A 22,322-nucleotide genomic window follows, 5' to 3' on the forward strand; every position below is an offset into this window, starting at 1 on the left:
GTGCGGGCGGTTCGGGGCGGGCCCGGCCGTGATCCGCCCCGAACCCCCTGGGGTGCCCCGGGCCCGGTGGCGTGAGTGATCGGCAGCTGGTTCCCGTATCGCAGTACATGCAGACGACCGAACCCCACATCCGGGTGGGGGCCTATGCGCTGGGGGTGCTCGGGAGGGCCGACGCCTTCCGGTTCGAGGAGCACCTGGGGGACTGTCCCGGGTGCCGTGCGCGGGCGCGCGAGTTCGCCGGGGTGGCGCACTCGCTGGCGGTGGCCGGTCCGCCGGTGACGCCGGGGCCCGGGCTCGCGGAGCGCCTGACGGGCACGGTGGTGGAGGGCCGGCGCAGGGCGGGGCGGCGGTGCCTCGCCCTGGTGGCGGCCGCGGTCGTGCTGGCGGTGGGCGGCCCGGCGGTGGTGGCCGGGACCTCGGACGGTCCGGGGGACGGGACCAGGGTGCAGCGCTGGGTGGGGGCGGATACGGGGTCGGGCGCGGCAGCGGTGGTGACGGCGGCGGGGCACGAGTGGGGTACGGAGGTGGCGCTCCAGGTCGTACGGCTGCCGGCCGAGGGGGTGTGCGCGCTGATCGCGGTGGGCCGGGACGGCAGCGAGGAGACGGTGAGCAGCTGGTCGGCCCGGGGCGCGGGGGGCGGCCCGGTGGAGGTGTCGGGCGGGGCGGCGCTGCGGCCGGAGGGCATCGACCGTTTCGAGGTGCGGACGGCGGCGGGGCGGCGGCTGGTGACGGTGACGCGGTGAGTGCCTGTTTCAGGAGCGGTGCTTATTTCAGGAACTTGGAGAGCCTGCGGTCGGCCAGCGGTTTGCCGCCGGTCTGGCAGGTGGGGCAGTACTGGAGCGAGGAGTCGCTGAAGGAGACCTTCAGGATGGTGTCCCCGCAGACCGGGCAGGCCTCTCCGGTACGCCCGTGGACCCGCATCCCGCTCTTCTTCTCGGCCTTCAGCTTCCCGGCCTCCACCCCGCTGGAGCGGTCCACGGCGTCCTTCAGGGTGGTGCGGAGCGCGGTGTACAGGCGGGTGACGTCGTCCTCGTCGAGGTCGGCGGTCCGTTTGAACGGGGACATCCTCGCGACGTGCAGGATCTCGTCGCTGTACGCGTTGCCGACACCCGCGATGAGCGACTGGTCGCGCAGCGCCCCCTTGATCTGGCGGCGGGCCCCGGCGAGCAGCGCGGCGAACGCGTCGCGGTCGAAGGAGTCGGCGAGCGGGTCCGGGCCGAGGCGGGCGATGCCGGGGACGTCCATCGGGTCGTGGACCAGGTGGACGGAGAGGCTCTTCTTGGTGCCCGTCTCGGTCAGGTCGAAGCCGTCGCCGTCCGTGGTCACCAGGCGCAGGGCGAGCGGCCCCTTGCCGGGGCGGGGCGGGGCGGCGGGGAACGGGTCCTTCCAGCGCAGCCAGCCGGCCCGGGCGAGGTGGGTGCACAGATGCAGCCCGCCCGCCTCGATGTCGAGGAACTTGCCGTGCCGGGCGACCGAGGTGACCCTCTCGTCCTCAAGCGCGGTCAGCGGCGGGTCGTAGGTCTTCAGGACGCTGATCGCCAGCGGCAGGACGCGGGCGATCTCCTTGCCGACCAGGTGGTCGTCGAGGAAGACCCGCAGGGCTTCGACTTCGGGCAGTTCGGGCATGGCTCAAGACTGCCGCAGCCGGGGGGCGGCTGCCTGTCAGGACACCGGGGCTCCCCCGCGGCCGGTGACGAGGTCGCACAGCTCCTCGAACTCCTCCCCGACCGCCGCTGCGAGCCGGTCGAGGTCGGGCATCGCCTTGCCGTCAGCCACCAGACCCACGTGCACCCGGCCACCGTAGGTCGTCAGGGCCACCGCGAGGGACTGGCCCCGGGCCAGCGGCGCCATCGGGTAGAGGGCGGTGAGCGGGCAGCCGCCCAGCGAGAGCGCGGAGCGGGGCAGCGGCACGCTGGTGACCAGGACGTCGAACAGCATACGGGCTGCGTTCGCGGCCAATGGGGCGCCGAACCGGTGCGCGAGCGGCGGTAGTTGGTCGGCCAGTACGGCGACGGCTCCGGCGCCCTTGAGCGGACCGGCCGCCTTGTTGCGGTCCATCGCCGTGCGGACGGCCCGCAGCCGTTCGCGTGGGTCCGCGGCGGTGACCGGCAGGCCGAGGAGGTAGGCGGAGAGCCGGTTGCCGGAGGCCGCCGCGCCGCCGGGCCCGCGCCGGGAGACGGGCACCAGGGCGCGCGGGTCGACGGCGGGCAGCGGCTCGCCGCGCCCGGCCATCCAGCGGCGCAGCGCCCCGGCGACCACGGCGAGCAGGATGTCGTTGGCCGTGCCGCCCTCGGCGCGCCGGATCCGCTGGAGGGCCCCGGCGTCGAGGTCGGCGGTGGCGAGCCGACGGGTGCCGCTGGAGGGGGCGGTGAACGCGGTCGAACCGCGCAGGTCCAGGCGGCCCGCGCGGACGACGGAGGCCCCCACCCCGAGGGCCCGGCCGACCTCTCCGATCCGCCCGAGCGCCATGCCCGCCATCTCGCGGGGGTCGGGGAGCCAGGAGCGGGGCGGGACCGCGGGACGGCCGCGGGCGGCGGTGCGGGCGCTGGTGACCGCGGCGATCTCGTCGAAGATCCCGGCCCCGATGGCGACCGCCCGCATCCCGTCGGCCAGGGCATGGTGCAGTTTGACCAGGACGGCGAAAGGGCCGTCGCCCTCGCCGCCGATGAGATACATCTGCCAGGGCGGCCGCCCTCGTTCCAGCGGCTGTTCCATCAGTTCACCGGCCAGCCGGGTGGCTTCGGCCATGAAGTCGCCCTCGGCCGGGACGACATGGTGCAGGTGCCGGTGCACGTCGAAGTCCTTGTCGACCCTCCAGGCGGCGCCGCCGACCGGCAGCAGGACGTCCCGTACACACATCCGGAGCCGGGGGATCGCTGCGGCGCGGTCACCGAGCAGGGGCATGATCCGCCCCGGACCTGCGCCGGGCGCCGGGGCGAAGACGGCGAGCGCGCCCAGGTGCATCGGATGGGCATCGGATTCCAGGTGCCAGAAGGCCAGATCGAGCGGGGCGAGCAGCTCGGTACCCAACGGGGTCCTCATGTCGTCGTAGCGGTCGGCCGGTCCCCCGCAGTCAATCCCCGCACCTGGTCACGGTCAAGCACAGACATGTTACGTACTGTTACATCCAGGGAGGGGTGCTCAGCGTGCGGGGATGAGGAACTCACACCACACGCACTTCCCGCTGCCCCGGGACTCCACGCCCCAGACATCGGCCAGCCGGTCCACCAGCATCAGGCCTCGTCCCGAGACCCCGGACTCCCCCGCGTCCCTGCGCCGGGGCAGTGCGCTGGAGCGGTCCTCGACGTCGACGCGCAGCCGCCGTTCGGTTCCGGCGAGCACCCGGATCGTCACGACGGCCCCGCCGTCGGTGTGCATCAGCGCGTTGGTGATCAGCTCGTCGGCGGCCAGTTCGATCTCGTCGGCCCGGTCCTTCGCCCCCCAGGCCCGGACCGCGGCCCGGATCATGTGCCGGGACGAGCTGAGCGCCTCGGGGTCGTTCTGGGCGACGTGCTGCTGGAGCCGGCCGCCCGGCTGCGGGGCGTGTGCGGCCCGGCGGCGCAGCAGCAGGAGCGCCACATCGTCCTGGCCGCCGCGCCCGTCGACGGCGTCGCAGAGCTGGTCGGCGAGTTTCTGAAGGTCGTGGGGACCGTTGGTGACGAGCGTGGTGAGCAGGTGCATACCCTCGTCGAGGTCGGCGCCGGGCAGTTCGACGAGGCCGTCGGTGAACAGGACCATCGTCTGGCCCGGGTCCAGTTCGACGGTGGAGACGGGATATTCCAGACGGCCGAACTCCGCCGAGAGGCCGAGCGGCAGTCCGCCCTCGGACGGAACCCTGCGGCAGCCGCCGTCCACGTCCCGTACCAGCGGGTCGACGTGCCCGGCGCGGACCACCTGGACGACTCCGGTGGTCAGGTCGACCTCGGCGTAGGTGCAGGTGGCGAAGCGGTCGGTGTCCAGTTCGTGGAGGAAGACGGAGGCGCGGGCCATCACCGTGGCCGGGCTGTGCCCCTCGGCCGCGTACGCGCGCAGGACGATCCTGAGCTGGCCCATGACGGCGGCGGCGTGGGTGTCGTGGCCCTGGACGTCCCCGATGACGGCGCCGACGCGGCCACCGGGCAGCGGGATCAGGTCGTACCAGTCGCCGCCGATGTCCCGGCCGAGGCGGGCGGAGCGGTAGCGGACGGCGACCTGTGCCCCGGGGACGGCCGGAATCCGACGCGGGAGCATCGCCTGCTGGAGCCCCTCGGCGAGGTCGTGCTCCTGCTCGTAGAGCATGGCCCGCTGGAGGCTCTGGGCGATCGAGGTGCCGAGCGCCATCAGCAGATTGCGTTCGTCGGCGGTGAATCCGGCCTTGTCGCGGTAGAGCAGACCGAGTGCGCCGATCGGGCGGGCCTGGGCGATCAGTGGCATGTAGGCGGCCGAGGTGACGCCGAGGTGGCTGATGTGGGGCCAGAGGACCGGGTACGAGTCGGCGAAGTCGTCGGCGGACTCGATGAAGCGCGGGGCGAGCGTACGGACCACTTCGCTCATCGGGTACTGCTCGTCCACCCGGGTGTAGCGGGTGCCGGGGACGTACGCGCCTTCGGGGCCGTCGGCCACGAGGTGGATGCGGCCGGACTCCAGGAGGCCCATGACCAGACTGGTGGCTCCGAGGTGGGCGAGCCCCTGGGAGTTCTTGAGGACGGCGATGACGTCCTTGACGGTACGGGCGTGCGCCAGGGCGGCGGTGGTGCCCTCGACCAGGCTGGTGCGCTGGCGGCGCTCCTCGTCCAGCTCCAGCCGGGCCGTGGAGTCGGACAGTTCCTGGGTGGCGTCGCGGACGATCCCGATGATGCGGCGGGGGCGGCCGGTCTCGTCGCGGCGGACGAAGCCCTGGGTGTGGGTCCAGCGAAGGGTTCCGTCGCGCCGCTGGATGCGGAAATACGCGCCGTAGTTGGTGCGGCCGCTCTTGAGTGCCTGCGAGACCATCCCGTCCAGCCGTTGGGCCTCGTCCGTGGGCACCCGCTGCGAGAGCGAGACCGGCCGGTCGTCGTACTCGTCCGACGTCAGGTCGAACACGTCGAGGGCGGGCTGGTCCATGTGCATGAGGCCCGTGTCGAGGTCCCAGTCGAAGCTGCCCATACGGTTCAGGGCGAGGCTGAGATCCGGGTGGGCGGGCCAGTCGTCGGGGAGTGACAGGGCACCCGCTACCCGATCATCCATGGGGGCCACTCTGCCATTGTTCGTCCGATTCTTCGAGTGATCCGGGTGCCGCCCCGAGGGGCGGCGGGAGGCCGTGCGACCTGGCCGCACGCGATGGGTCAGCCGGCGAACAGCTCGGGAACTCCGTGCTCCGCGGGCTCGTCGGGCTCGGCGGGGAAGACCTGGGTCGGCTCGGGCACCGGTTCCGGGGCACCCTCCTCGTACTCCCACGGGTCCCCCGGCGGCATGCCGCTCTCCCAGGGCTCCTGCGGCGGTGTGCCGCCGAAGTCGTCCGGCGTCTCCGGGGCCGCGGGGTCGGAGGGGGCCGGGCCGGGCGGGGTGGCGTCCGGGGGCGCCGGTTCGGAGGGCCCGGTCGGTGACGGGAAGAGCAGATCGTCGCTGGGCTCGAACGGCGGCGGGTCGGCCGGGTCGCGGTCGCGGCCGCCGCTGTCGCCGGCGGTCCGCTCGATCCAGCTGCCGTCGTCGTCGTCCACGATGACCAGGCTGGTGAGCGGCTGGGCGCTGGGCTGGACGGCCAGGATCCGGGCGGGGTCGTAGCCGGGCCAGCGCTCGCCCCGGTGGGCGACCTCCCCGTCCACGACGACGGGCTCCTTCAGCGGATTGCCGCAGGCGCAGCGGACGCGCGGCAGCCCGCGGCTGTCGACCAGAACGGCGGTGCCCCCTTGGAGGACGGCCTGGAAGGCGGTCGCCGCGCCGGCGCTGTAGCCGTGGTTGGTGACCTGGGTGTCGACGCGCAGGGTGACCGGGGTGAGCGACTTCAGGTAGCCCGGGATCTGCACGGCCTCGATGTCCGCCACCCCGGCGAAAGCGCGCGCCTTGCCCTTGTCGCCGGTCAGGAAGCGGATCTGCCGCTCGACGTCGCAGGCGGCGACGGACCGGGTGCCGCCGTAGAGCCCGGGGGCGGCGCCGGACACCGGATGGACCGTTCGGGTGACGGGAGGCGCCCCGCCGTCCGGGGCGTCCGAGGGAGCCGGGGACGGTGCCGCCCCGGCCGTCGACTCGGTGAAGGGGCCGGGGCCGGGGGCGGCGAGCGGCTGGAGGAGGACGTCCTTGGCCTCCGCGGTGCCCGTGGTGCCCTTCGTCGTCAGGTCGCCGCCGCTGCCGCATCCGGCGACGGCGCACAGCACCCCGGCGGACAGCGCGGCGAGCGCGGTACGCCGGAATCGTCTGGGTGAGCGCACAGAGCTCTCCTGCCTGTCCCAGTGGAACGGATGGGTGTCACCATCTGTGCCGCACCGGACACGGGCCCGCAAGCGGACGGTTCGGTACCGCACCCCACTCTTGAACGCGTTCAAAACATGCTCTACGCTCGACCTCGACAGTTGAACACGTTCAAAGCGAGCGTTCGAAGTGAGGGGGGCAGCCGTGTCCGTACTGGTCAACGCCATCGTGATGCTGGGCATGCTCATGGTCGTCCCGGCCGGCCTGCGGCTGACCGGGCTGCCGGAGCTGGACCGCATCCGCAGACTCTGGCCGTTCTTCGCCGCCCATGGCGCGCTCGCCCTGTGGCTGCCGCGCGGCACGACGGCCACCGCGCTCGCCGTCTGCTACGCGCTGGGCACCGTCCTGCTCGCCCTGCACGCCCCGCGCCTGGCGTGGCGCGGCCGGGACCTCGGCCCCGCCGGGATCGCGCTGCTCACCGCGCTGGTCGCTCCGGCCGTCGCCGCGATCGCGCTGGTCGCCGAGCGCTCGGGGCACGAACTGTTCGGCTTCGACCTCGGCATCCTCGCGCTGACCGTGCCGCACTTCCACTTCGCCGGATTCGCCGCCGCCCTGATCGCCGGGCTTGTCTGCCGGATCAGCGAGGGCCCGGCGGGCCGCTTCGCCGCGCTGAGCGTGCCGCTCGGCACCCTGCTCGTCCTGGTGGGCTACTTCCTCGGCGATTGGGCGGAACTGGCCGGGGCCGTGGTCCTCACGGCCGGGATGTGGACGGTCGGCCTGCTCACCTGGCGCCTGGGGCGCGCCGGGGACCGGGACCGGACGACGCGCCTGCTGCTGCTCTCCTCGGCGGCCGTCCTGGTGGCGACGATGCTGCTGGCGCTGAGCTGGGCACTGGGCGAGGCGACCGGTCTGCCCCACCCCAACCTGACCTGGATGGCCGCCACCCATGGACTGGGCAACGCGCTGGGCTTCGCGCTCTGCTCACTGCTCGCCTGGCAGCGCATCCGCACCGAAAGCCCCACCCGTACCGCAGGCCCCGGCCACACCGAGGACCTCATCCACACCGAAGGCAGGACCGCATGAGCACGCTCAGCTACCCGGAGGTCGGGGCCACCCGCCTCGGCCCGCTCCCCCGGGGCTACCACCACCTGCACCACCGCACCCGGGTCGGCCGGGGAGCGGCCGACTTCGCCGCCGCGGGCGCGGCGATAACCGAGTGGCGGATGCACCGCGCCTCGGGCGCCCGGGTGGAGGCCCCGGCCCGGCGCGCCGAGCCCGGCGGGAGCGTCCGGATCTCCCTGGGCCTGGGCCCGCTGCGCTTCACCGCCCCGTGCGAGGTGGTCTGGACGGCGTACGGGGAGGACGGGCGCACCGGCTTCGCCTACGGAACCCTGTCCGGGCACCCGGAGCGCGGCGAGGAGTGCTTCGTCGTCGACCTCGCGGACGACGGCACCGTGTGGTTCACGGTCATGGCCTTCTCGCGCCCCGCCTCCTGGTACACACGGCTCGCCGGGCCGCTGGTGCCGCCCGTCCAGCTCTGGTACGCCCGCAGGCTGGGCCACACGCTCCGCCGCATCGTCGCCGCGGGCTGACGCCTGGCAGATACTGGCAGGGATGGAGTGGTTCACCGCGGACGGCTACTGGCTGAGCCGGCTGATCTTCCAGCGGGCTCTGGCCGTGGTCTATCTGGTCGCCTTCCTCTCCGCCGCGCTCCAGTTCCGGGCGCTGATCGGCGAGCGCGGCATGCTGCCCGTACCCGAACTGCTGCGGCACACCCCCTGGCGGGCGGCTCCGGGGCTCTTCCGGCTGCACTACTCGGACCGCTTCTTCGCCGTCGTCGCCTGGAGCGGCTGCGCCGTCTCGGTGGCCCTGCTGGCCGGGCTCGACGGTCTGCTGCCGCTGTGGGGCGGCATGCTGCTCTGGGCGCTGCCGTGGGTGCTGTACCTGTCGATCGTCCAGGTGGGGCAGGTCTGGTACGGATTCGGCTGGGAGTCGCTCCTGCTGGAGACGGGGTTCCTGGCGATCTTCCTGGGCACCGGGGACACGGCCGCGCCGGTACTGGTGCTGTGGCTGCTGCGGTGGCTGCTGTTCCGGGTGGAGTTCGGCGCCGGGCTGATCAAGATGCGCGGGGACGTCTGCTGGCGGCGGCTGACGTGTCTGGACTTCCACCACGAGACCCAGCCGATGCCGGGGCCGCTGAGCTGGTTCTTCCACCATCTGCCCAGGCCCGTGCACCGCGTCGAGGCCGCCGCCAACCACGTCACCCAGCTGCTGGTCCCCTTCCTGCTGTTCACCCCGCAGCCGGTGGCGAGCGCGGCGGCCGCTCTGATGGTCCTCACCCAGCTCTGGCTGGTCCTGTCGGGGAACTTCGCCTGGCTGAACTGGCTGACAATCGCCCTGGCGCTCTCGGTGATCGACTGGACGCCCCTGGCCGGACCGCCGCCCGCCCAGGTCCCGCCACCTCTCTGGTACGAGGCGGCCGTCATCGCGGTGACCGTCCTGGTGCTGGTGCTCAGCTACCGCCCGGCGCGCAATCTGCTCTCGCGACGGCAGGCGATGAACCGGTCCTACGACCCCCTGCACCTGGTCAACACCTACGGGGCCTTCGGGTCCATCAGCCGGATGCGGCTGGAAGTGGTGGTGGAGGGCACGGCCGACGCGGTGCCGCACGAGGACGGCGACTGGCGGGAGTACGGCTTCCGCGGCAAGCCCGGCGATCCGCACCGGCTGCCGCGCCCCTTCGCTCCGTACCATCTGCGGCTCGACTGGATGATGTGGTTCGCGGCACTCTCCCCCGCGTACGCGCGCTCCTGGTTCGGGCCGTTCGCCGAGCGGCTGCTGGAGGGCGACCGGGACACGCTCCGGCTGCTGGGGCACAACCCGTTCCCCGACGGACCGCCGCGCCACGTGCGCGCCCGGGTGTTCCACTACCGGTTCACGGATCTGCGGGAGCTGCGGGCCACCGGCTGCTGGTGGCACCGGACCTACGTACGGGAATTCCTGCGGCCCGTGTCCCGGCCCCGCCCGCCGGAGCGGGGAGGCTGAGACCCGGGCCGCCGGGGGCGCTGCCGTCAGTCGATGCCGGGCAGGATGTGGGGCTCGGCGAGGTCGTCCTCGTATCCGGCCAGCCGGATCGGGGCGGACCTGGCCCAGACCTCGATATTGCTCAGGGTCTCGGGGCGGCCGGGCCGTCCCCCGTGCCGTTCGGCGGGGCGCTTCTCTCGCTCGGTCAGTTCCGGTGTCGTCACCGCGCACTCCTCTGTGTCGCGTCACCCAGGGCGTCGCCGACGCTCCGGCACCGATGCCGGAGCGCGACCGCCCTGAGCGGGCAGGGGTTGGGATATGTCGGTCGCGGTGGCGCCGGTTCGGGGCGGGACGGCGGCCGGGTTACCCGGCCATGTCCCAGGACGGTCGGGGAACCTTCGTGGGCTCCTCGATGGCGTCCGTTCACCTCAGCCTAACCAAATGAGCGCCACTGCGCTCGATAGAACGTGTGCAGTAGGTCACTTTCAGCCACTCCGCACAGCAGAAACCCGGCCCAGGGGAAATCCTGGGCCGGGTTCTCGGCCTGCGCACGGAGGGATGCGCTCCGGTTGGGCTGTTCGGGTTACCAGTTCGCCGGGGCGTAGTCCTTGAGGAAGCAGCCGTAGAGCGCCTCGCCCGCCTCGCCGCGGACGATCGGGTCGTAGACCCGGGCGGCGCCGTCGACCAGGTCGAGGGGGGCGTGGAAGCCTTCCTCGGCGAGCCGCATCTTGTCCGGGTGGGGGCGTTCGTCCGTGATCCAGCCGGTGTCCACGGCCGTCATCAGGATGCCGTCCTTCTCGAACATCTCCTGGGCGCTGGTGCGCGTCAGCATGTTGAGCGCGGCCTTGGCCATGTTGGTGTGCGGGTGGCCCGCACCCTTGTAGCCGCGGCTGAAGACACCCTCCATCGCGGAGACGTTGACGACGTAGGCGTGCTTCGCGGCGGTCGCTGCCATCGCCGGGCGAAGCCTGCTGATCAGGATGAACGGGGCGGTGGAGTTGCAGAGCTGGACTTCGAGGAGCTCGATCGGCTCGACCTCCTCCACCGTCTGGATCCAGCTGTTGGTGTCGTGCAGGTCGGGGACGAGCCCGCCCGCGTCGATCGCGGTGCCCGCGGCGATCCGGGCCGGGGAGGCGGAGCCGGTGACCAGTGCGAGGTCGGTGACCTCCTGGGCGCTCAGAGCCTCCTTGCGGGCGGCGGGGAGCGCGGCCACCCGGTCGACCGTGCCGCTGTTGAAGGTGCCGATCACCTCGGCGGCGGGAAGCTCGCCGGCGGGCAGCGGGGCCGACTCGGCGTTGACCAGCTCGCTGTAGGCTCCCGGGGATCGGCGTACGGTCTGGGCCGCGTTGTTGATCAGGATGTCCAGCGGGCCCTCGGCGGCGACCGAGTCGGCGAGCGCCACGACCTGGGCGGGGTCGCGGAGGTCGATGCCGACGACCTTCAGCCGGTGGATCCACTCGTCGCTGTCCTCCATCGCCTTGAAGCGGCGGATCGCGTCGTTGGGGAAGCGGGTGGTGATGGTGGTGTGCGCACCGTCGCGCAGCAGCCGCAGCGCGATGTACATGCCGATCTTGGCCCGGCCGCCGGTGAGCAGCGCCCGGCGCCCGGTGAGGTCGGTGCGGGCGTCGCGGCGGGCGCGGTTGTCCTTGGCGCACGGCTGGCAGAGCTGGTGGTAGAACGCGTCGACCTCGACGTAACGCGTCTTGCAGATGTAGCAGGACCGGGGCCGCTGGAGGATGCCCGCGATCTCGGCCTGGGCGGAGGAGGAGGGCAGGACGCCCTGCGTCTCGTCGTCGATGCGCTCGGCCGAGCCGGTCGCGGTGGCCTCGGTGACGGCCCGGTCGTGGGCGGTCTTCGCGGCCCGGCGCTCCTGGCGGCGGCGCTGCTTCACCGTGCGGTAGATACCGGCGGTGGCCCGGCGGACGGCGACGGCATCCGGGTGGTCGACCTCGATCCGGTCGAGCTCGTCGAGCACGCTCAGGCAGACGGCCAGCCGCTCCGGGTCGATGCCGGGGCCGAACTCGTCGGTTCCGGGAGCGAGCTCCGGGTTGTCCTCTGTCACCGTCATTGCCGTTCCTCTGTCATCTCCATCGCCGCGGGTCATTGATCACCACGGCCGAAACACCCCGGTCAAGTTTGCCATGCGTCGGTCACTGGTCCGTTCGGGCGAGGAGCGACGGGGGAGACGGATGAGGCGGAAAACGCACCGCCCGATCGAAGAAGGCGGAAAAGGAGGGCATGACTCCGGGGAGACCGGGCAGGCGACCGTCCGACACATCGGACAGCAGGGAGGGCGACACCATGACGGCCATGTCAGCGCGAGCCACCGGAACGACGGCGCCACTGAGCGACGACCGGACCGGAGCGCGGACAGCCGACGTCGCCGGAGAGCTGCCCTGGGTCGAGGACGCCGGAAAGATCGCCCCGCAGGACGCACGGGCCCTGTCGAAGATCTTCTTCGACCGCCTCCAGGTACTGGAGGAGGGCACGCACGAGCACCAGTACGCGCGCAACACCCTGATCGAGATGAACCTCTCGCTGGTGCGCTTCGCCGCGTCCCGGTTCCGCAACCGGGGCGGCGACGACACCGAGGACATCATCCAGGTCGGCACGATCGGGCTGATCAAGGCGATCGACCGGTTCGACCTGGCCCGCGAGGTCGAGTTCGCCACCTTCGCCGTCCCGTACATCGTCGGCGAGATCAAGCGCTTCTTCCGGGACACCACCTGGTCCGTCCATGTGCCGCGGCGGCTCCAGGAGCTGCGGGTGGACCTCGCCAAGGCCAAGGAGCAGCTCTCCGCGGAGCTCGACCGCGACCCCACGGTCAAGGAGCTGGCCGAGCACCTCGACCTCCCCGAGGAGGAGATCATCGAGGGGCTGGTGGCCGCCAACGGCTACTCGGCGGGCTCGCTCGACACCCCGTCCGCGGACAGCGACTCGGGCCAGGAGCAGCAGGCCTACGCGGACGTCCTCGGCGAGACCGACCCGGCGATCGAGTCGGTCGAGAACCTGCACACCCTGGCGCCGCTGCTGGAACAGCTCGACGACCGGGAGCGCCGGATCGTGCAGATGCGGTTCGGTGCGGAGATGACGCAGTCGCAGATCGGCGCGGAGCTGGGTGTGTCCCAGATGCATGTGTCGCGGCTGCTCACCCGGATCGTCCAGCGGCTGCGCAAGGGGATGAGCATCGAGGCCTGAGCAGACCACGGGAGGGGCTGAACCGGTCAGTTCTCCCCGACCGTGGTGCGGCTGCCCGGACGTGCGTAGGATCACCCCGAATCCCCTGGAGTGGGATTCTTCGCCACGGGTAGACGCATGGCGGAAAAGGTCTCCGACCTCACTGCGGCGCCCTGGCTGGAGCACATGAACGAACAGGTCATCTCCCCACCGGAAGACCCGGGTGAGGGGCTGCGGTCCGCCGAGGTACTGCTCAGCGCCGAGGTCTTCGACGGCCAGCCGGGCTGTATCGCACTGGCCCGGGCACTCGCCGACCGCTTCCTGACGAGGCTCGCGGTGGAGTGCCTCGCCACGATCGGCGCGCACACGCGCAGCGACCTCATGCTGGCCGTGAGCGAACTCGTCACCAACGCCGACCGCTACAGCCACGGCCCCTACCTCCTGGAGCTGGAGGGCAACGCGCAGCTCATCAGCGTCACCGTCTACGACAGCAGCACCGCGATGCCCGTGCTGTACGCCCGCGACCCGGCCCGACTGGGCGGTCACGGCATGGAGATCGTCGTGGCGCTGTGCGACCGGCTCACGGCGGAGCGGGTGCCGGTCGGCAAGCGGATCCGGGCGGAGTTCCAGCTCAGCACCTGAGCCCGTCAGGCGTCGAGCACGGCGGTGGCCTCGACCTCGACCAGGTGCTCAGGGATGTCGAGCGCCGCGACACCCACCAGCGTGCCGGGCGGTACGGGCGTGGCCCCCAGCTCCGCGGCGGCCCGGGCCACGCCCTCCAGGAACAGGGGCATCTTCTCGGGCGTCCAGTCCACGACGTACACGGTCAGCTTCGCCACGTCGGCGAAGGACCCGCCCACCGCGGCGAGGGCCGTGGCGACGTTGAGGTAGCACCTCTCGACCTGCGCGGCGAGGTCGCCCGGACCGACGGTGGTCCCGTCGGCGTCCCAGGCGACCTGCCCGGCGACGAAGACCAGCCTCGATCCGGTCGCGACCGACACCTGCCGGTAGGCGCCGACCTCCGGCAGTCCACTCGGGTTCACCAGGGTGATGGCCATGCTGTCCGCCTCCTCGTCCGGCGCCCGTGGGGCCCCGGCTGCCACCGGACCGGGCCGTTCCCGGTCACTTGTGGTTACTCGGGAACCGTAGGAGAGTGGCCGCTGACATGGAAGAACGCACTTTTCGGTGACAGGGGAACCTCATGGTGACCAAGCAGTTCAGCAACTCGCCGGAGGACGCGGATCTGCGGCGGGCGGACTCGCTGGCGCGGGAGATCTTCTCCGACGTCGCCAACAAGTGGGCCCTCCTGATCATCGAGGCACTGGGCGAAGGCACTCTGCGCTTCAGCGAGCTGCGCGGCGAGGTCGAGGGCATCAGCCACAAGATGCTCACCCAGAACCTGCGGATGCTGGAGCGCAACGGCCTCGTCGAGCGGTGCGTGCATCCGACCGTGCCGCCCCGGGTCGAGTACACGCTCACCGGTCCGGGGCAGGGGCTGCGCCGGACGGTCCATGTCATGTGCGACTGGACCCACGAGCACCTCGGCCACATCGAGGCCTCCCGCCGCGACTTCGACGCCTGAGGGGCGAAGGCGACACTCACGGCGCCACGCTCACGGAGCGACGCTCACGGGGGCTACTGCTTTTCCGCGGAGTTGGGGTAGTCCCCTGGGGAGCTGCTCTCCTGCTGAGCTACTTTCCCGCTGAGCCCGGTGCCTTGTCGAACACGCAGTCCCCGCACAGCCCGCCGCCCGGACAGCGCCAGTACAGACAGCAGCTGCGCCGCCGGAACGCCGGGCCGTGCGGAGATCCGGTGGCCCGCAGATCGGGATCGTCGAAGAGTTCCGCCGCCAGCGCGCGGGCCCGGGCGGCGACCTCCGGCCGGTCCTGGGCGCGGGCGAAGGCGACCAGTTCGCGTACGGCACCGGCGAGCGCGGAGCCCGCGTTGCCCCACAGCAGCTGCGGGGAGATGTTCCCGTCGCGCCGGAACGCTTCCGCCAGCGGCACCAGATGCGCGTACTGGACCTCCTCGCGAACCCGGGCCGCCGTACCGGGCAGTTCCGGCGCCTCCGCGAGCCACAGATCGTCCGGCGAGGTGGAGAGCGGGTCCCAGTGGAGTGCGTCGGGCGTCAGTGCGGGAATCCGCCCGAACAGCGCGGCCGGGCCCAGCGCGAGTGACCAGAGCCGCGCGGCGAGACCGAGATGGGCGATGGAGGCGGCGACCCGGCGCTCGGGGGCCGCGAGGCGGGCGGCGACCCGGTCGACACGCGCGGTCAGGGGGCCGGTCTCTCCCCCGTACAGCTGTGCCAGCGGGCGGTGTGCGCCGTCCGGCACCGGGGTCGTCCGCAAGGCGAAGAATCCCCCGACCGATGCCAGGAGTGCCAGGTCCATGCCGTGTTCCTCCTCGGCCCCCGGCCGGTGGGGGCGGCCGTTCCCATGACGTCGTCCGTCGGAGACCGGCTGTGCCCGCCTCGCCGCTCACCGTATCCGCCGACGCGGAACTTCTGACGGCCGGGGGCAGCAGGACTACCGTCGAAAGGAGGACGTCGGTGCGACGGGCGTACTACTGGGGCAGTACGCCGAATTGCCGTCTCAAGGACGACGACGCGGGGCCCCGGACGGGACATCGTGGTGTACATGAGCTCCCTTGCGCTGTCCGTGCTGCTGTCACTGATCTCCGCGGTCGCCTACGCGGCCGGAGCGATCATCCAGGAGCGCGTGGCGGCGACCGGTGACAACTCCTCGTACGCCCTGCTCCGCAACCGCGTCTGGTGGGTGGCCGTGCTGCTCAACGGGATCGGCGCGGTCCTGCACGTGGTGGCCCTGGCCTACGGCCCGCTCAGCCTGGTCCAGCCGCTGGGCGCGCTGACGATCGTCTTCGCCCTCCCGATGGCCGCCCTGTTCGTCGGGCGCCGGGCCGGGGCAACGGCCTGGCGCGGTGCACTGATGGCGACGGCCGGTCTCTGCGGACTGCTGGCTCTCACAGGGGAGGCCGCGCCCCACACGCTGAACGGGGCCGAGCAGTTCCTGCTGGCGACGGTGACCTTCGGGGGCGTCGGCGCGATCGTCGTGCTCGCCCGCGCGCTGCGCCGCCCGGTCCTGCGGAGCATCGTCCTGGCCACGGGTGCGGGGGCGGCGTTCGGCATGGCCTCGGTGTTCACCAAAACGGTGGCCATGGAGTGGACTTCCGGCTCGGTCCGCTCGGGGCTGCCGACGCTGCTGGTGATCGCCGTACTCGCGGCGGCGGGCCTGCTGCTGTCCCAGGCGGCCTACCGGGGCGCGGGGCTCACGGCCCCGCTCGCGACGGTGACCGTGGTCAACCCGGTGGTGGCCGCAGCGGTCGGGATCACCTTGTTCGGCGAGCACTTCCGCGGCGGGTGGCCGGGCACGGCCCTCGCTCTCGCCTGCGGAGCACTGGCGGCGGCCGGCCTGGTTCTGCTGACGCGGGAGCGGCTCAGCGCGGAGCGCGCCAGGGAGCGGCTGACGGTCCGTGCGGGGGCGGGGGCCGTGGGCGCGGCGGCGGAGACCGGGCTGCTGGGCGGGGGCCCGGAGGGCACTGTTCCCGGCGGCATTGTTCCTGACGGCACCGTTACTGAGGCCACTGTTCCGGATGATGTCGTTCCGGAGGGTGTTGCTCTGGGTGGTGTGGCTCTGGAGGGTGTTACGGCGTCGGACGCCGACTCCGGAGCGCTGACGCCCGACGGGGCGTTGCCCTTTCGGCCGGGCGTGCCGGAGCCCGCGGGACGGGCCCCCGTACCGCACACATCGTCGCTGGCGCTGCCACCGGGGCGGGCCGTGCCGGGCTTGGAGTTCGGCGGGGCGGGGGCACTCGGCGAACAGCGGCGCCGGGCCGGGCGGGGGCGGCGCTCCGAGCGGACGGTTCAGACCCTGATGCCACCCGCACGCAGATAGCCCGGCGGAACACTCAGACCCTCACCCCGCCTGCCCGCAGATATGCGAGCGGGTCGATGTCGGATCCGTAGCCGGGGCCCGTCCTGACCTCGAAGTGCAGGTGCGGGCCCGTGCTGTTGCCCGTCGAACCGGAACGGGCGATCCGCTGCCCGCCGGAGACGGACTGGCCCGCGCGCACATGGACCGCCGAGAGATGCGCGTACTGGCTGTACTTGCCGTCGTCGTGCCGGACGACGACCTCGTAGCCGTACGCTCCGGCCCAGCCGGCCGAGACGACCCGGCCCGGGGCCACGGACTTCACCGACGTACCGGTGGGCACGGGGAAGTCGACGCCGGTGTGGTAGCCGCTGGACCAGGAGCCGGCCTGACGGTAGGGGGTGCCTGTTCCGGCGGCCACCGGGGCGCTGAGGCCGGAGTGCTTCACGGCCCGCTCCGGAGCGGGCTGCTCCTTCTTGGGGGCGGCCTTCTTCTGCTCGGCCTGTTCGGGCGCCTGCCGCTTCGGGGCTTCCTTCCTCGCCTCCTGCTCGGGGGGTTCCTGCTCCGGCGCCCGCTTCTTCGGTGCGGACCCGTCCCGTTCGGTCTTCTTCGGCTCGGCTTTGTCGGTCCTCGGCGCGGTCGGGACGGGGCCTCGCCGGTCGACCGGCTTGGACGCCCTGCTCGGGTCGAGGGTCAGCCGCTGCCCGGGGAAGATCAGGTCGGGATCGTCGCCGACGACTGTACGGTTGGCCGCGTAGAGACCCTGCCAGCCGCCGCGCACCCGCTGGGCCGAGGCGATCGTGGAGAGCGAGTCACCGCTCGACACGGTGTAGGCGTCACGCTTGCCCGGCACATGGGTCGGCGTCGCCGCGGCGGGGCGGGCCTGCGGCTGCTGCCGGGGCGGGGCGCTCTGCGGAACCGCCGCCTGGACGGGCCTGTTCCCCGCGCTCTGCGGGTCGGTGCGCGGAGTGGTCGTCGGCGCCTCACCGCCCCGGGTAAGCCCCGCGCGCACCGAACAGGTCGGCCAGGCACCGGGCCCCTGGCCCTCCAACACCCGCTCGGCGACGGCGATCTGCTCGTCGCGGGTGGCGAGGTCGGCACGCGGCGCGTACTGCGTGCCGCCGAAGGCCGCCCAGGTGGACCCGCTGAACTGGAGCCCGCCGTAATAGCCGTTGCCCGTGTTGATGGCCCAATTGCCGCTGGACTCACAGGCGGCGACCTTCTCCCAGACCTCGCCGGAAGCGGCCCCCGCCGAGGCGGCGGTGACAAGAGGGAGCGCGAGGCCGGCACCGCTCGCGGTCACCGTGAGCGAGGCACGGTTGATCCGGCTGGGCTGATACCTGCGGTGCCGTCCGTTCGCGGCCATACCTGACTCCCCCATGGGATGTGGGACACGTCGCAAGGGGCAACGTAGGTCCGCGCCGTGACTGATCACAAGCAAAAGGTGACACTCGGCCACCCTCCGACGACGCGTGGCCTGAATTCATCTGAGCGTGGCGGAACTTGAACCGTCGATCGGTACGCCCGGCATGTGAGGGTGCGGCGCGGGCGGCCTGTGTCTCGCGCGCCACGGCGTCCGTGTCGTCGACGGCGTACGGAACGTGGTTCCGGTGATCCAGGAGTCCGTCCGGCACACGGTCTCCGTCACGGGCTGCACCCCGAACCGGGCGGCCAGGTCACTGGCGACCCGGCGGGCCGTCTCCATCGCCCCCCCGTGGTGTCGGGCGCGGGACCGGGGGCAAGTCCGGGCCGGCCGGGATGCACGAGGATGCATTCATGGCTGCCGTCTCCGCTCCCCCGCCCCGTATCCGAGTCGCCGCGTACGTGATACGTCGTCACCCCTCCCCCGCTCTCCTGGTGTTCGACCATGTCGACTTCCCCGAGGCGGGCACCCAGGTGCCTGCGGGCGGCATCGGACCGGGCGAGGTTCCGGAGCGGGCCGTCCTGCGTGAGGTCGCCGAGGAGACCGGGCTGACCGGTGCCCGCGTCGTGCGGCGCATCGCGGTGGACGGGCGGGCGCACCCCGTGACCGGGCAGCCCCGGCTGACCACGTTCCTCCTGCTGAACGCCCCGGCAGACGGGCCGTCGGCGTGGGAGCACCGGGTCCGGGGTGAGGGCGACGACGTGGGGATGCGGTTCGCCTGCCGGTTCGTCCCGCTGCCACTGGGGCTGCCGCTCGCCGACAACCAGGACGCGTGGCTCGGCCGGGCGGACCCCCACTGGGCCACACCGGGCTGACACCGGACACACACGCTCAGCCGCCTGTAGGCATCGCCGCAGTCCGGTGCCGCCCCCGCCGGGAGGAGGATAGCCAAGGGCGGTAAGTGGGGGGCTACGCCACCGCCACCACGGACCACCAGGTCACCACGTCGGCCACCAGCAGTACGAGCCGAGGCACCGGGGGTGCGCGCAGGAGGCTGCCGCGTACCGACCTGACGGCCGACGTGCGCGCCTCGTACCACCTGCGTCTGGACCAGGGGGTCGCGGTGCATGCGACCCGCGACGCGGCCTTGTCGGACGCCCGGGTCGGCACCGTCGACAACCTGAGCCCGATCGAACCGGCGAGCAGGGGCGGGCAGGAGTGAGGCCGCCCGCGCCGCCGCCCGCCGCGCCGACGGCCACGTCAACCCCTGGTGGCTCGCATCGATCGCCGGTCGCGACCAGCCCAGGAGCACGCTCGACCTTCGCGGCGGGCAACTCCCGGCCCAACCAGGCATTTCGGAGATCGCCACACGGCTGGACCGACTGGGCCTCAACTTACTGTGGCGCGGCGGCCTCCTGAGCCGCCCAGCCCCTCGAACGGCGCCGGCGTCAGCCGAGCAGGGTCTCCCGCAACCGGGCGCCGAACGCCACCGGGTCCTCCGTGAGCCCGATATGACTCCCGGGGAAGTCCACCGTCCCGCTCCCGACCCGCCGGGCCAGCCGCTCGGCGGCGACGGCGGGCAGCATCGCCCGGGAGTCCCGTCCGACGCCGACGACGAGCTTCGGTGCGGCGGCACGCAGGGCGGCGAGATCGGGGACGTACCCGCTGAACGGGCAGAGCACGTGTTCCAGGAAGACGGGCAGGTTGGCCATCATCCGCCGGAAGGTGGCGGCCTCCGCCGGGGACGGGCCGCCGCTCTCTCCCGCGTCGGCCGACCGGCGGTCGTGGTCGTCGTCCGCACCCTCCCCCCTCTGCTGCTCCGAGCCGTCGTCAGGAGCCAAACCCGCGGCCATCGTCGCCATGGCGGCTTCCACCCCGTCCCTCCGGAAGGACTCCCGTACGGCGGAGAAGAGGGCACGGCCGGCGGCCGGGTCCGGCAGCAGCTCCACCAGCGGCGGCTCGTGCGCCACGACCCGGCTCAACAGGCCGGGGCGACGGGACAGCAGGTCGAGCGCGACGACCGCACTGGAGCTGGAACCGAACACGGCCACCGGAGCTCCGTCCGGGGACAGCAGCTCGACGAGGCGTGCGATGTCCTCGCTGTGCGTCCGGGGCAGTTGGTCGGTGACGGGCCCGTGGAGCGTACTGCGGGAGTATCCGCGCGGATCGAACGTGGCCACCGTCCACCGGTCCGCCAGATCCGCCGCGAGTGCGTCGTAGATTCCGGCATCGGCGCTTCCGCCCGGCATCATCACCAACAGCGGCCCGCAGCCGCGCACCTCGTAGTGCAGCGTCGCACCGGGCACATCCAGCCGTCCGGTACGCACAGCGGTTCGGTCTGTGGCTCGGTCTGTGGTTCGGTCTGCGGTTCCGTTACTCGTCGGCATGCCTGTCCTCATTGCCGTCCCCCTTCTTCGAATCGCCTTGCGGCCCTGCGGGCCAGTTCTTCAGCACCAGGTCCAACGCGTCCAATGTCCGCTCCCAAGACGCCTCGACGTCACGGTCGGCCCGGAACGCACCGTCCGCCTCCAAGTCGCTGAAGCCGTGCAGGGTGCTGCGCAGCATCCGCACGGCGTCGGTGAGATCGGGCTCGGTCAGCCGGTAGGCGCGCATCATGGCGTAGATGGTCTCGACCGTCCGGCGGAAGGCGCTGGACTCCTGGGCGACGGCGGGGTCGATCTTCATCTGGGTCGCCTGATACCGCCCGGGGTGCTCCAGCGCGAACGCCCGGTACGCGTGCGCGAATCCGACGAGCGCGTCGCGACCCGCGCGCCCGGCCACCGCCTCGCTCAGCCGGTCGGCGAACTCTCCGGCGGCCAGCAGCGCGACCCGGGTGCGCAGGTCCTGAAGGCCCGACACATGCGAGTAGAGGCTGGCGTCCTTGACCCCGAAGCCCCGCGCCAGTGCCGTGACCGTGACCTTGTCGAACCCGATGGAGTCAGCCAGATCGGCGGCGGCCGCCACCACACGGTCGGCCGTGAGCCCTGCGCGAGCCATCGATGCCTCCACCCACTACTTCCTAGACCCTCTAGGCACTTACCTAGGATACATAGGGCGAGCGCGGACGGCATACGGAAAGCCCGTGAGAGCTCTCCCCCGGGGCAAGAGGCGTTGGGGCGACAGGCCTTGACGTGACCCGTCGGGCCTCGACCGGCCTCGACCGGCGTGACGGGCGTGACGGGCGTGACGGGCGTTGACAGGCATGACCGGCTTCCACCGTGAGCATCGCCCTGCGCACGGAAGCGGTCCCGCCCGCCGGCGGGACCGCTCACGTACGGTCTCGGGCGCGTCGGCGAAAGCCGCACCGCCGGGAGGGCGGCGGCACGGCTCCCCCGAATCACGCGGTGTGCAGCGTCAGCCCGTACCGGTTGAGGATCTCGTTGATGGGCTGGTACCAGGTCTCGCCGCCGCTGGTGCAGTTGCCCCAGCCGCCGGAGGTGACGCCCTGGGCCTGGTCTCCGCTGATGAACGAGCCGCCGGAGTCGCCGCCCTGGGCGCAGACGCTCGTCTTGGTCATCTGATGCACCGCGCCCTGGCTGTAGTTGACGGTCTCGTTCTTGGCCAGGATCCGGCCGCAGTGCCAGCGCGTGGTGGAGCCGGAACGGCAGATCGAGGCGCCGACGGGGGCCTCGTTCGAGCCGCGGACGAGCTGGTCGGGGACGGTCCCCCAGCCGAGGACGACGGGGACGGTCCACCAGCCGCTGCCGACGTTCACCCAGGCGTAGTCGTTGCCGGGGAAGGACGAGCCCTGGAAGTTGCCGATGTACGAGTTGTCCCAGCCGCGGACCTGCTGGCCGACGCCCCCGCAGTGCCCGGCGGTGACGAAGCCGCCGTGCACGGAGAAGCCTATGGAGCAGCGGACGTTGCCGGTGTAGTACGGGTCGCCTCCGACCGTTCCGGCGGCGAAGGTCTGCGGGGCCTCGGCGGTCGTCCTGACGGTTACCGGCCCGGCCTTGCGGGCCTTGGCGACAAAGGTGCGGACATCGTTGTCAGTCCGTTCGGCGGCGACGACGTTCACGACGACGCGACTGGCCGCCGGGTCGACGTGCCAGCTGCTCACACCGGAGGGGGTCTTCAAGGCGTCGATGCGCGCCTTCGCCGCGTCGAGCCGCTTGGCCGAGTGCTCGACGAGCCGGGCGTCGGCACCGGTCGCCCGTACGGCTTCGGCCTTCTCGGCGTCGGTGACGGCGATGGTCAGCCGACCGGTCTTCGCGTCGAGCCAGGAGCCGCCGAAGGCGGAGCCCGCAGCCCGCTGCGCCTTCGACTCCAGGGCGGTGGCGGCCTTCTCGTCGGCGAGCCTCGTACGGGCCTGCGCCTCCGTGAGGCCGAGGTCGCGCTGCATCGCCGACAGCAGGGCCGCGGAGGCGGGCGGGTTGGCGGAGTCGACGGGGGCGGCGGAGGCGGTCGACGGGCCCGCGGCGGTCCAGGCACCGAGGAGCAGGAGTGCGGACAGACCGGTCCGCAGCACGGTTGCGTGTCTCAAGGGAGTGACCCTTCCTGTTGTT

22 protein-coding genes and 1 pseudogene are annotated in these 22,322 nt (G+C 72.5%); 11 read left to right on the forward strand and 12 right to left on the reverse strand.

Going from position 1 to position 22,322, the window contains the following annotated elements:
• Positions 1-107: 107 nt before the first annotated feature.
• A complete protein-coding gene (locus tag ACZ5WC_RS19410) occupies positions 108-743 on the forward strand; it encodes a zf-HC2 domain-containing protein (protein WP_468541936.1) in 636 nt (211 codons plus the stop codon).
• A 22-nt stretch (positions 744-765) separates the two neighbouring features.
• Here the strand turns inward: ACZ5WC_RS19410 and ACZ5WC_RS19415 are convergent, their stop codons facing one another.
• The 4 genes from ACZ5WC_RS19415 to ACZ5WC_RS19430 all read right to left on the reverse strand — a co-directional run bounded on the left by ACZ5WC_RS19415 (position 766) and on the right by ACZ5WC_RS19430 (position 6,386).
• The gene (locus ACZ5WC_RS19415) at positions 766-1,626 is read right to left on the reverse strand and encodes an Fpg/Nei family DNA glycosylase (protein WP_468541937.1); all 861 of its coding nucleotides are present in this window, start codon (positions 1,624-1,626) and stop codon (positions 766-768) included.
• Between the two features lie 36 nt (positions 1,627-1,662).
• Positions 1,663-3,030 carry a wax ester/triacylglycerol synthase family O-acyltransferase gene (locus ACZ5WC_RS19420; RefSeq protein ID WP_468541938.1) on the reverse strand — a complete coding sequence of 456 codons (1,368 nt, stop codon included), beginning with the start codon at positions 3,028-3,030 and terminating at the stop codon, positions 1,663-1,665.
• 111 nt (positions 3,031-3,141) lie between these two features.
• Complete coding sequence (locus ACZ5WC_RS19425) at positions 3,142-5,205, reverse strand: SpoIIE family protein phosphatase (RefSeq protein ID WP_468541939.1); 2,064 nt, start codon at positions 5,203-5,205, stop codon at positions 3,142-3,144.
• A gap of 98 nt (positions 5,206-5,303) precedes the next feature.
• Positions 5,304-6,386: a DUF6777 domain-containing protein gene (locus tag ACZ5WC_RS19430; RefSeq protein ID WP_468541940.1), complete on the reverse strand. Its 1,083-nt coding sequence runs from the start codon at positions 6,384-6,386 to the stop codon at positions 5,304-5,306.
• 184 nt (positions 6,387-6,570) lie between these two features.
• Here ACZ5WC_RS19430 and ACZ5WC_RS19435 point away from each other — a divergent pair, with 184 nt between their 5' ends.
• The 3 genes from ACZ5WC_RS19435 to ACZ5WC_RS19445 are packed head-to-tail and all read left to right on the forward strand — an operon-like array spanning position 6,571 to position 9,411.
• The gene (locus ACZ5WC_RS19435; protein ID WP_468541941.1) at positions 6,571-7,449 is read left to right on the forward strand and encodes a YndJ family protein; all 879 of its coding nucleotides are present in this window, start codon (positions 6,571-6,573) and stop codon (positions 7,447-7,449) included.
• Positions 7,446-7,958: a DUF1990 family protein gene (locus ACZ5WC_RS19440; RefSeq protein WP_468541942.1), complete on the forward strand. Its 513-nt coding sequence runs from the start codon at positions 7,446-7,448 to the stop codon at positions 7,956-7,958. Before ACZ5WC_RS19435 ends, ACZ5WC_RS19440 begins: the two co-directional genes overlap by 4 nt.
• Before the next feature lie 22 nt (positions 7,959-7,980).
• The gene (locus ACZ5WC_RS19445; protein ID WP_468541943.1) at positions 7,981-9,411 is read left to right on the forward strand and encodes a lipase maturation factor family protein; all 1,431 of its coding nucleotides are present in this window, start codon (positions 7,981-7,983) and stop codon (positions 9,409-9,411) included.
• A 26-nt stretch (positions 9,412-9,437) separates the two neighbouring features.
• Here the strand turns inward: ACZ5WC_RS19445 and ACZ5WC_RS19450 are convergent, their stop codons facing one another.
• A complete protein-coding gene (locus tag ACZ5WC_RS19450; RefSeq protein WP_179500123.1) occupies positions 9,438-9,614 on the reverse strand; it encodes a hypothetical protein in 177 nt (58 codons plus the stop codon).
• Between the two features lie 359 nt (positions 9,615-9,973).
• On the reverse strand, positions 9,974-11,458 hold the full coding sequence (locus tag ACZ5WC_RS19455; RefSeq protein WP_468541944.1) for an SDR family NAD(P)-dependent oxidoreductase: 1,485 nt from the start codon (positions 11,456-11,458) through the stop codon (positions 9,974-9,976).
• A gap of 233 nt (positions 11,459-11,691) precedes the next feature.
• Here ACZ5WC_RS19455 and ACZ5WC_RS19460 point away from each other — a divergent pair, with 233 nt between their 5' ends.
• Both ACZ5WC_RS19460 and ACZ5WC_RS19465 read left to right on the forward strand, forming a co-directional pair.
• The gene (locus ACZ5WC_RS19460) at positions 11,692-12,588 is read left to right on the forward strand and encodes an RNA polymerase sigma factor SigF (RefSeq protein WP_096627408.1); all 897 of its coding nucleotides are present in this window, start codon (positions 11,692-11,694) and stop codon (positions 12,586-12,588) included.
• 165 nt (positions 12,589-12,753) lie between these two features.
• A complete protein-coding gene (locus ACZ5WC_RS19465; protein WP_468542031.1) occupies positions 12,754-13,209 on the forward strand; it encodes an ATP-binding protein in 456 nt (151 codons plus the stop codon).
• A 5-nt stretch (positions 13,210-13,214) separates the two neighbouring features.
• Here the strand turns inward: ACZ5WC_RS19465 and ACZ5WC_RS19470 are convergent, their stop codons facing one another.
• Positions 13,215-13,625, reverse strand: a complete 411-nt coding sequence (locus tag ACZ5WC_RS19470) for a RidA family protein (RefSeq protein WP_468541945.1) — start codon at positions 13,623-13,625, stop codon at positions 13,215-13,217.
• 143 nt (positions 13,626-13,768) lie between these two features.
• Between ACZ5WC_RS19470 and ACZ5WC_RS19475 the strand changes: the two genes are divergently transcribed.
• The gene (locus ACZ5WC_RS19475; protein ID WP_311122463.1) at positions 13,769-14,149 is read left to right on the forward strand and encodes a winged helix-turn-helix transcriptional regulator; all 381 of its coding nucleotides are present in this window, start codon (positions 13,769-13,771) and stop codon (positions 14,147-14,149) included.
• Between the two features lie 109 nt (positions 14,150-14,258).
• Here ACZ5WC_RS19475 and ACZ5WC_RS19480 read toward each other — a convergent pair whose 3' ends face one another.
• Positions 14,259-14,957, reverse strand: coding sequence for a (2Fe-2S)-binding protein (locus ACZ5WC_RS19480; RefSeq protein WP_468541946.1), 699 nt, complete (start codon positions 14,955-14,957; stop codon positions 14,259-14,261).
• 246 nt (positions 14,958-15,203) lie between these two features.
• On the opposite strand from ACZ5WC_RS19480, the gene ACZ5WC_RS19485 reads away from it, so the two are divergent.
• The gene (locus ACZ5WC_RS19485) at positions 15,204-16,478 is read left to right on the forward strand and encodes a DMT family transporter (RefSeq protein WP_468541947.1); all 1,275 of its coding nucleotides are present in this window, start codon (positions 15,204-15,206) and stop codon (positions 16,476-16,478) included.
• Positions 16,479-16,491: 13 nt separating this feature from the next.
• On the opposite strand, the gene ACZ5WC_RS19490 is transcribed toward ACZ5WC_RS19485, so the two are convergent.
• Positions 16,492-17,820 (reverse strand): transglycosylase family protein, encoded by a 1,329-nt coding sequence (locus tag ACZ5WC_RS19490; RefSeq protein ID WP_468541948.1) that lies wholly within the window; start codon positions 17,818-17,820, stop codon positions 16,492-16,494.
• Between the two features lie 137 nt (positions 17,821-17,957).
• Between ACZ5WC_RS19490 and ACZ5WC_RS19495 the strand changes: the two are divergent.
• The 3 genes and pseudogenes from ACZ5WC_RS19495 to ACZ5WC_RS19505 form a co-directional block, all read left to right on the forward strand.
• A pseudogene (locus tag ACZ5WC_RS19495) lies at positions 17,958-18,186 on the forward strand (helix-turn-helix domain-containing protein); the annotation flags it as partial.
• A gap of 44 nt (positions 18,187-18,230) precedes the next feature.
• Complete coding sequence (locus ACZ5WC_RS19500; protein ID WP_468541949.1) at positions 18,231-18,692, forward strand: NUDIX hydrolase; 462 nt, start codon at positions 18,231-18,233, stop codon at positions 18,690-18,692.
• A gap of 86 nt (positions 18,693-18,778) precedes the next feature.
• On the forward strand, positions 18,779-19,039 hold the full coding sequence (locus ACZ5WC_RS19505) for a hypothetical protein (protein ID WP_468541950.1): 261 nt from the start codon (positions 18,779-18,781) through the stop codon (positions 19,037-19,039).
• A gap of 226 nt (positions 19,040-19,265) precedes the next feature.
• On the opposite strand, the gene ACZ5WC_RS19510 is transcribed toward ACZ5WC_RS19505, so the two are convergent.
• The 3 genes from ACZ5WC_RS19510 to ACZ5WC_RS19520 form a co-directional block, all read right to left on the reverse strand.
• Positions 19,266-20,204 carry an alpha/beta fold hydrolase gene (locus tag ACZ5WC_RS19510; protein ID WP_468541951.1) on the reverse strand — a complete coding sequence of 313 codons (939 nt, stop codon included), beginning with the start codon at positions 20,202-20,204 and terminating at the stop codon, positions 19,266-19,268.
• The gene (locus ACZ5WC_RS19515; RefSeq protein WP_468541952.1) at positions 20,191-20,814 is read right to left on the reverse strand and encodes a TetR-like C-terminal domain-containing protein; all 624 of its coding nucleotides are present in this window, start codon (positions 20,812-20,814) and stop codon (positions 20,191-20,193) included. Before ACZ5WC_RS19515 ends, ACZ5WC_RS19510 begins: the two co-directional genes overlap by 14 nt.
• 340 nt (positions 20,815-21,154) lie before the next feature.
• Entirely contained in the window at positions 21,155-22,300 is a 1,146-nt protein-coding gene (locus tag ACZ5WC_RS19520) for a S1 family peptidase (protein WP_468541953.1), read from the reverse strand.
• Positions 22,301-22,322 lie beyond the last annotated feature (22 nt).

The organism is Streptomyces sp. NPDC033165, from assembly GCF_055577965.1.

Coding starts and splice junctions, on each gene's coding strand:
- ACZ5WC_RS19455 (WP_468541944.1), bottom strand. CDS start 11,458: ATGACGGTGACAGAGGACAACCCGGAGCTCGCTCCCGGAACCGACGAG.
- ACZ5WC_RS19510 (WP_468541951.1), bottom strand. CDS start 20,204: ATGCCGACGAGTAACGGAACCGCAGACCGAACCACAGACCGAGCCACA.
- ACZ5WC_RS19425 (WP_468541939.1), bottom strand. CDS start 5,205: ATGGATGATCGGGTAGCGGGTGCCCTGTCACTCCCCGACGACTGGCCC.
- ACZ5WC_RS19410 (WP_468541936.1), top strand. CDS start 108: ATGCAGACGACCGAACCCCACATCCGGGTGGGGGCCTATGCGCTGGGG.
- ACZ5WC_RS19470 (WP_468541945.1), bottom strand. CDS start 13,625: ATGGCCATCACCCTGGTGAACCCGAGTGGACTGCCGGAGGTCGGCGCC.
- ACZ5WC_RS19445 (WP_468541943.1), top strand. CDS start 7,981: ATGGAGTGGTTCACCGCGGACGGCTACTGGCTGAGCCGGCTGATCTTC.
- ACZ5WC_RS19460 (WP_096627408.1), top strand. CDS start 11,692: ATGACGGCCATGTCAGCGCGAGCCACCGGAACGACGGCGCCACTGAGC.
- ACZ5WC_RS19465 (WP_468542031.1), top strand. CDS start 12,754: ATGAACGAACAGGTCATCTCCCCACCGGAAGACCCGGGTGAGGGGCTG.
- ACZ5WC_RS19515 (WP_468541952.1), bottom strand. CDS start 20,814: ATGGCTCGCGCAGGGCTCACGGCCGACCGTGTGGTGGCGGCCGCCGCC.
- ACZ5WC_RS19475 (WP_311122463.1), top strand. CDS start 13,769: ATGGTGACCAAGCAGTTCAGCAACTCGCCGGAGGACGCGGATCTGCGG.
- ACZ5WC_RS19415 (WP_468541937.1), bottom strand. CDS start 1,626: ATGCCCGAACTGCCCGAAGTCGAAGCCCTGCGGGTCTTCCTCGACGAC.
- ACZ5WC_RS19485 (WP_468541947.1), top strand. CDS start 15,204: ATGAGCTCCCTTGCGCTGTCCGTGCTGCTGTCACTGATCTCCGCGGTC.
- ACZ5WC_RS19440 (WP_468541942.1), top strand. CDS start 7,446: ATGAGCACGCTCAGCTACCCGGAGGTCGGGGCCACCCGCCTCGGCCCG.
- ACZ5WC_RS19500 (WP_468541949.1), top strand. CDS start 18,231: ATGGCTGCCGTCTCCGCTCCCCCGCCCCGTATCCGAGTCGCCGCGTAC.
- ACZ5WC_RS19480 (WP_468541946.1), bottom strand. CDS start 14,957: ATGGACCTGGCACTCCTGGCATCGGTCGGGGGATTCTTCGCCTTGCGG.
- ACZ5WC_RS19490 (WP_468541948.1), bottom strand. CDS start 17,820: ATGGCCGCGAACGGACGGCACCGCAGGTATCAGCCCAGCCGGATCAAC.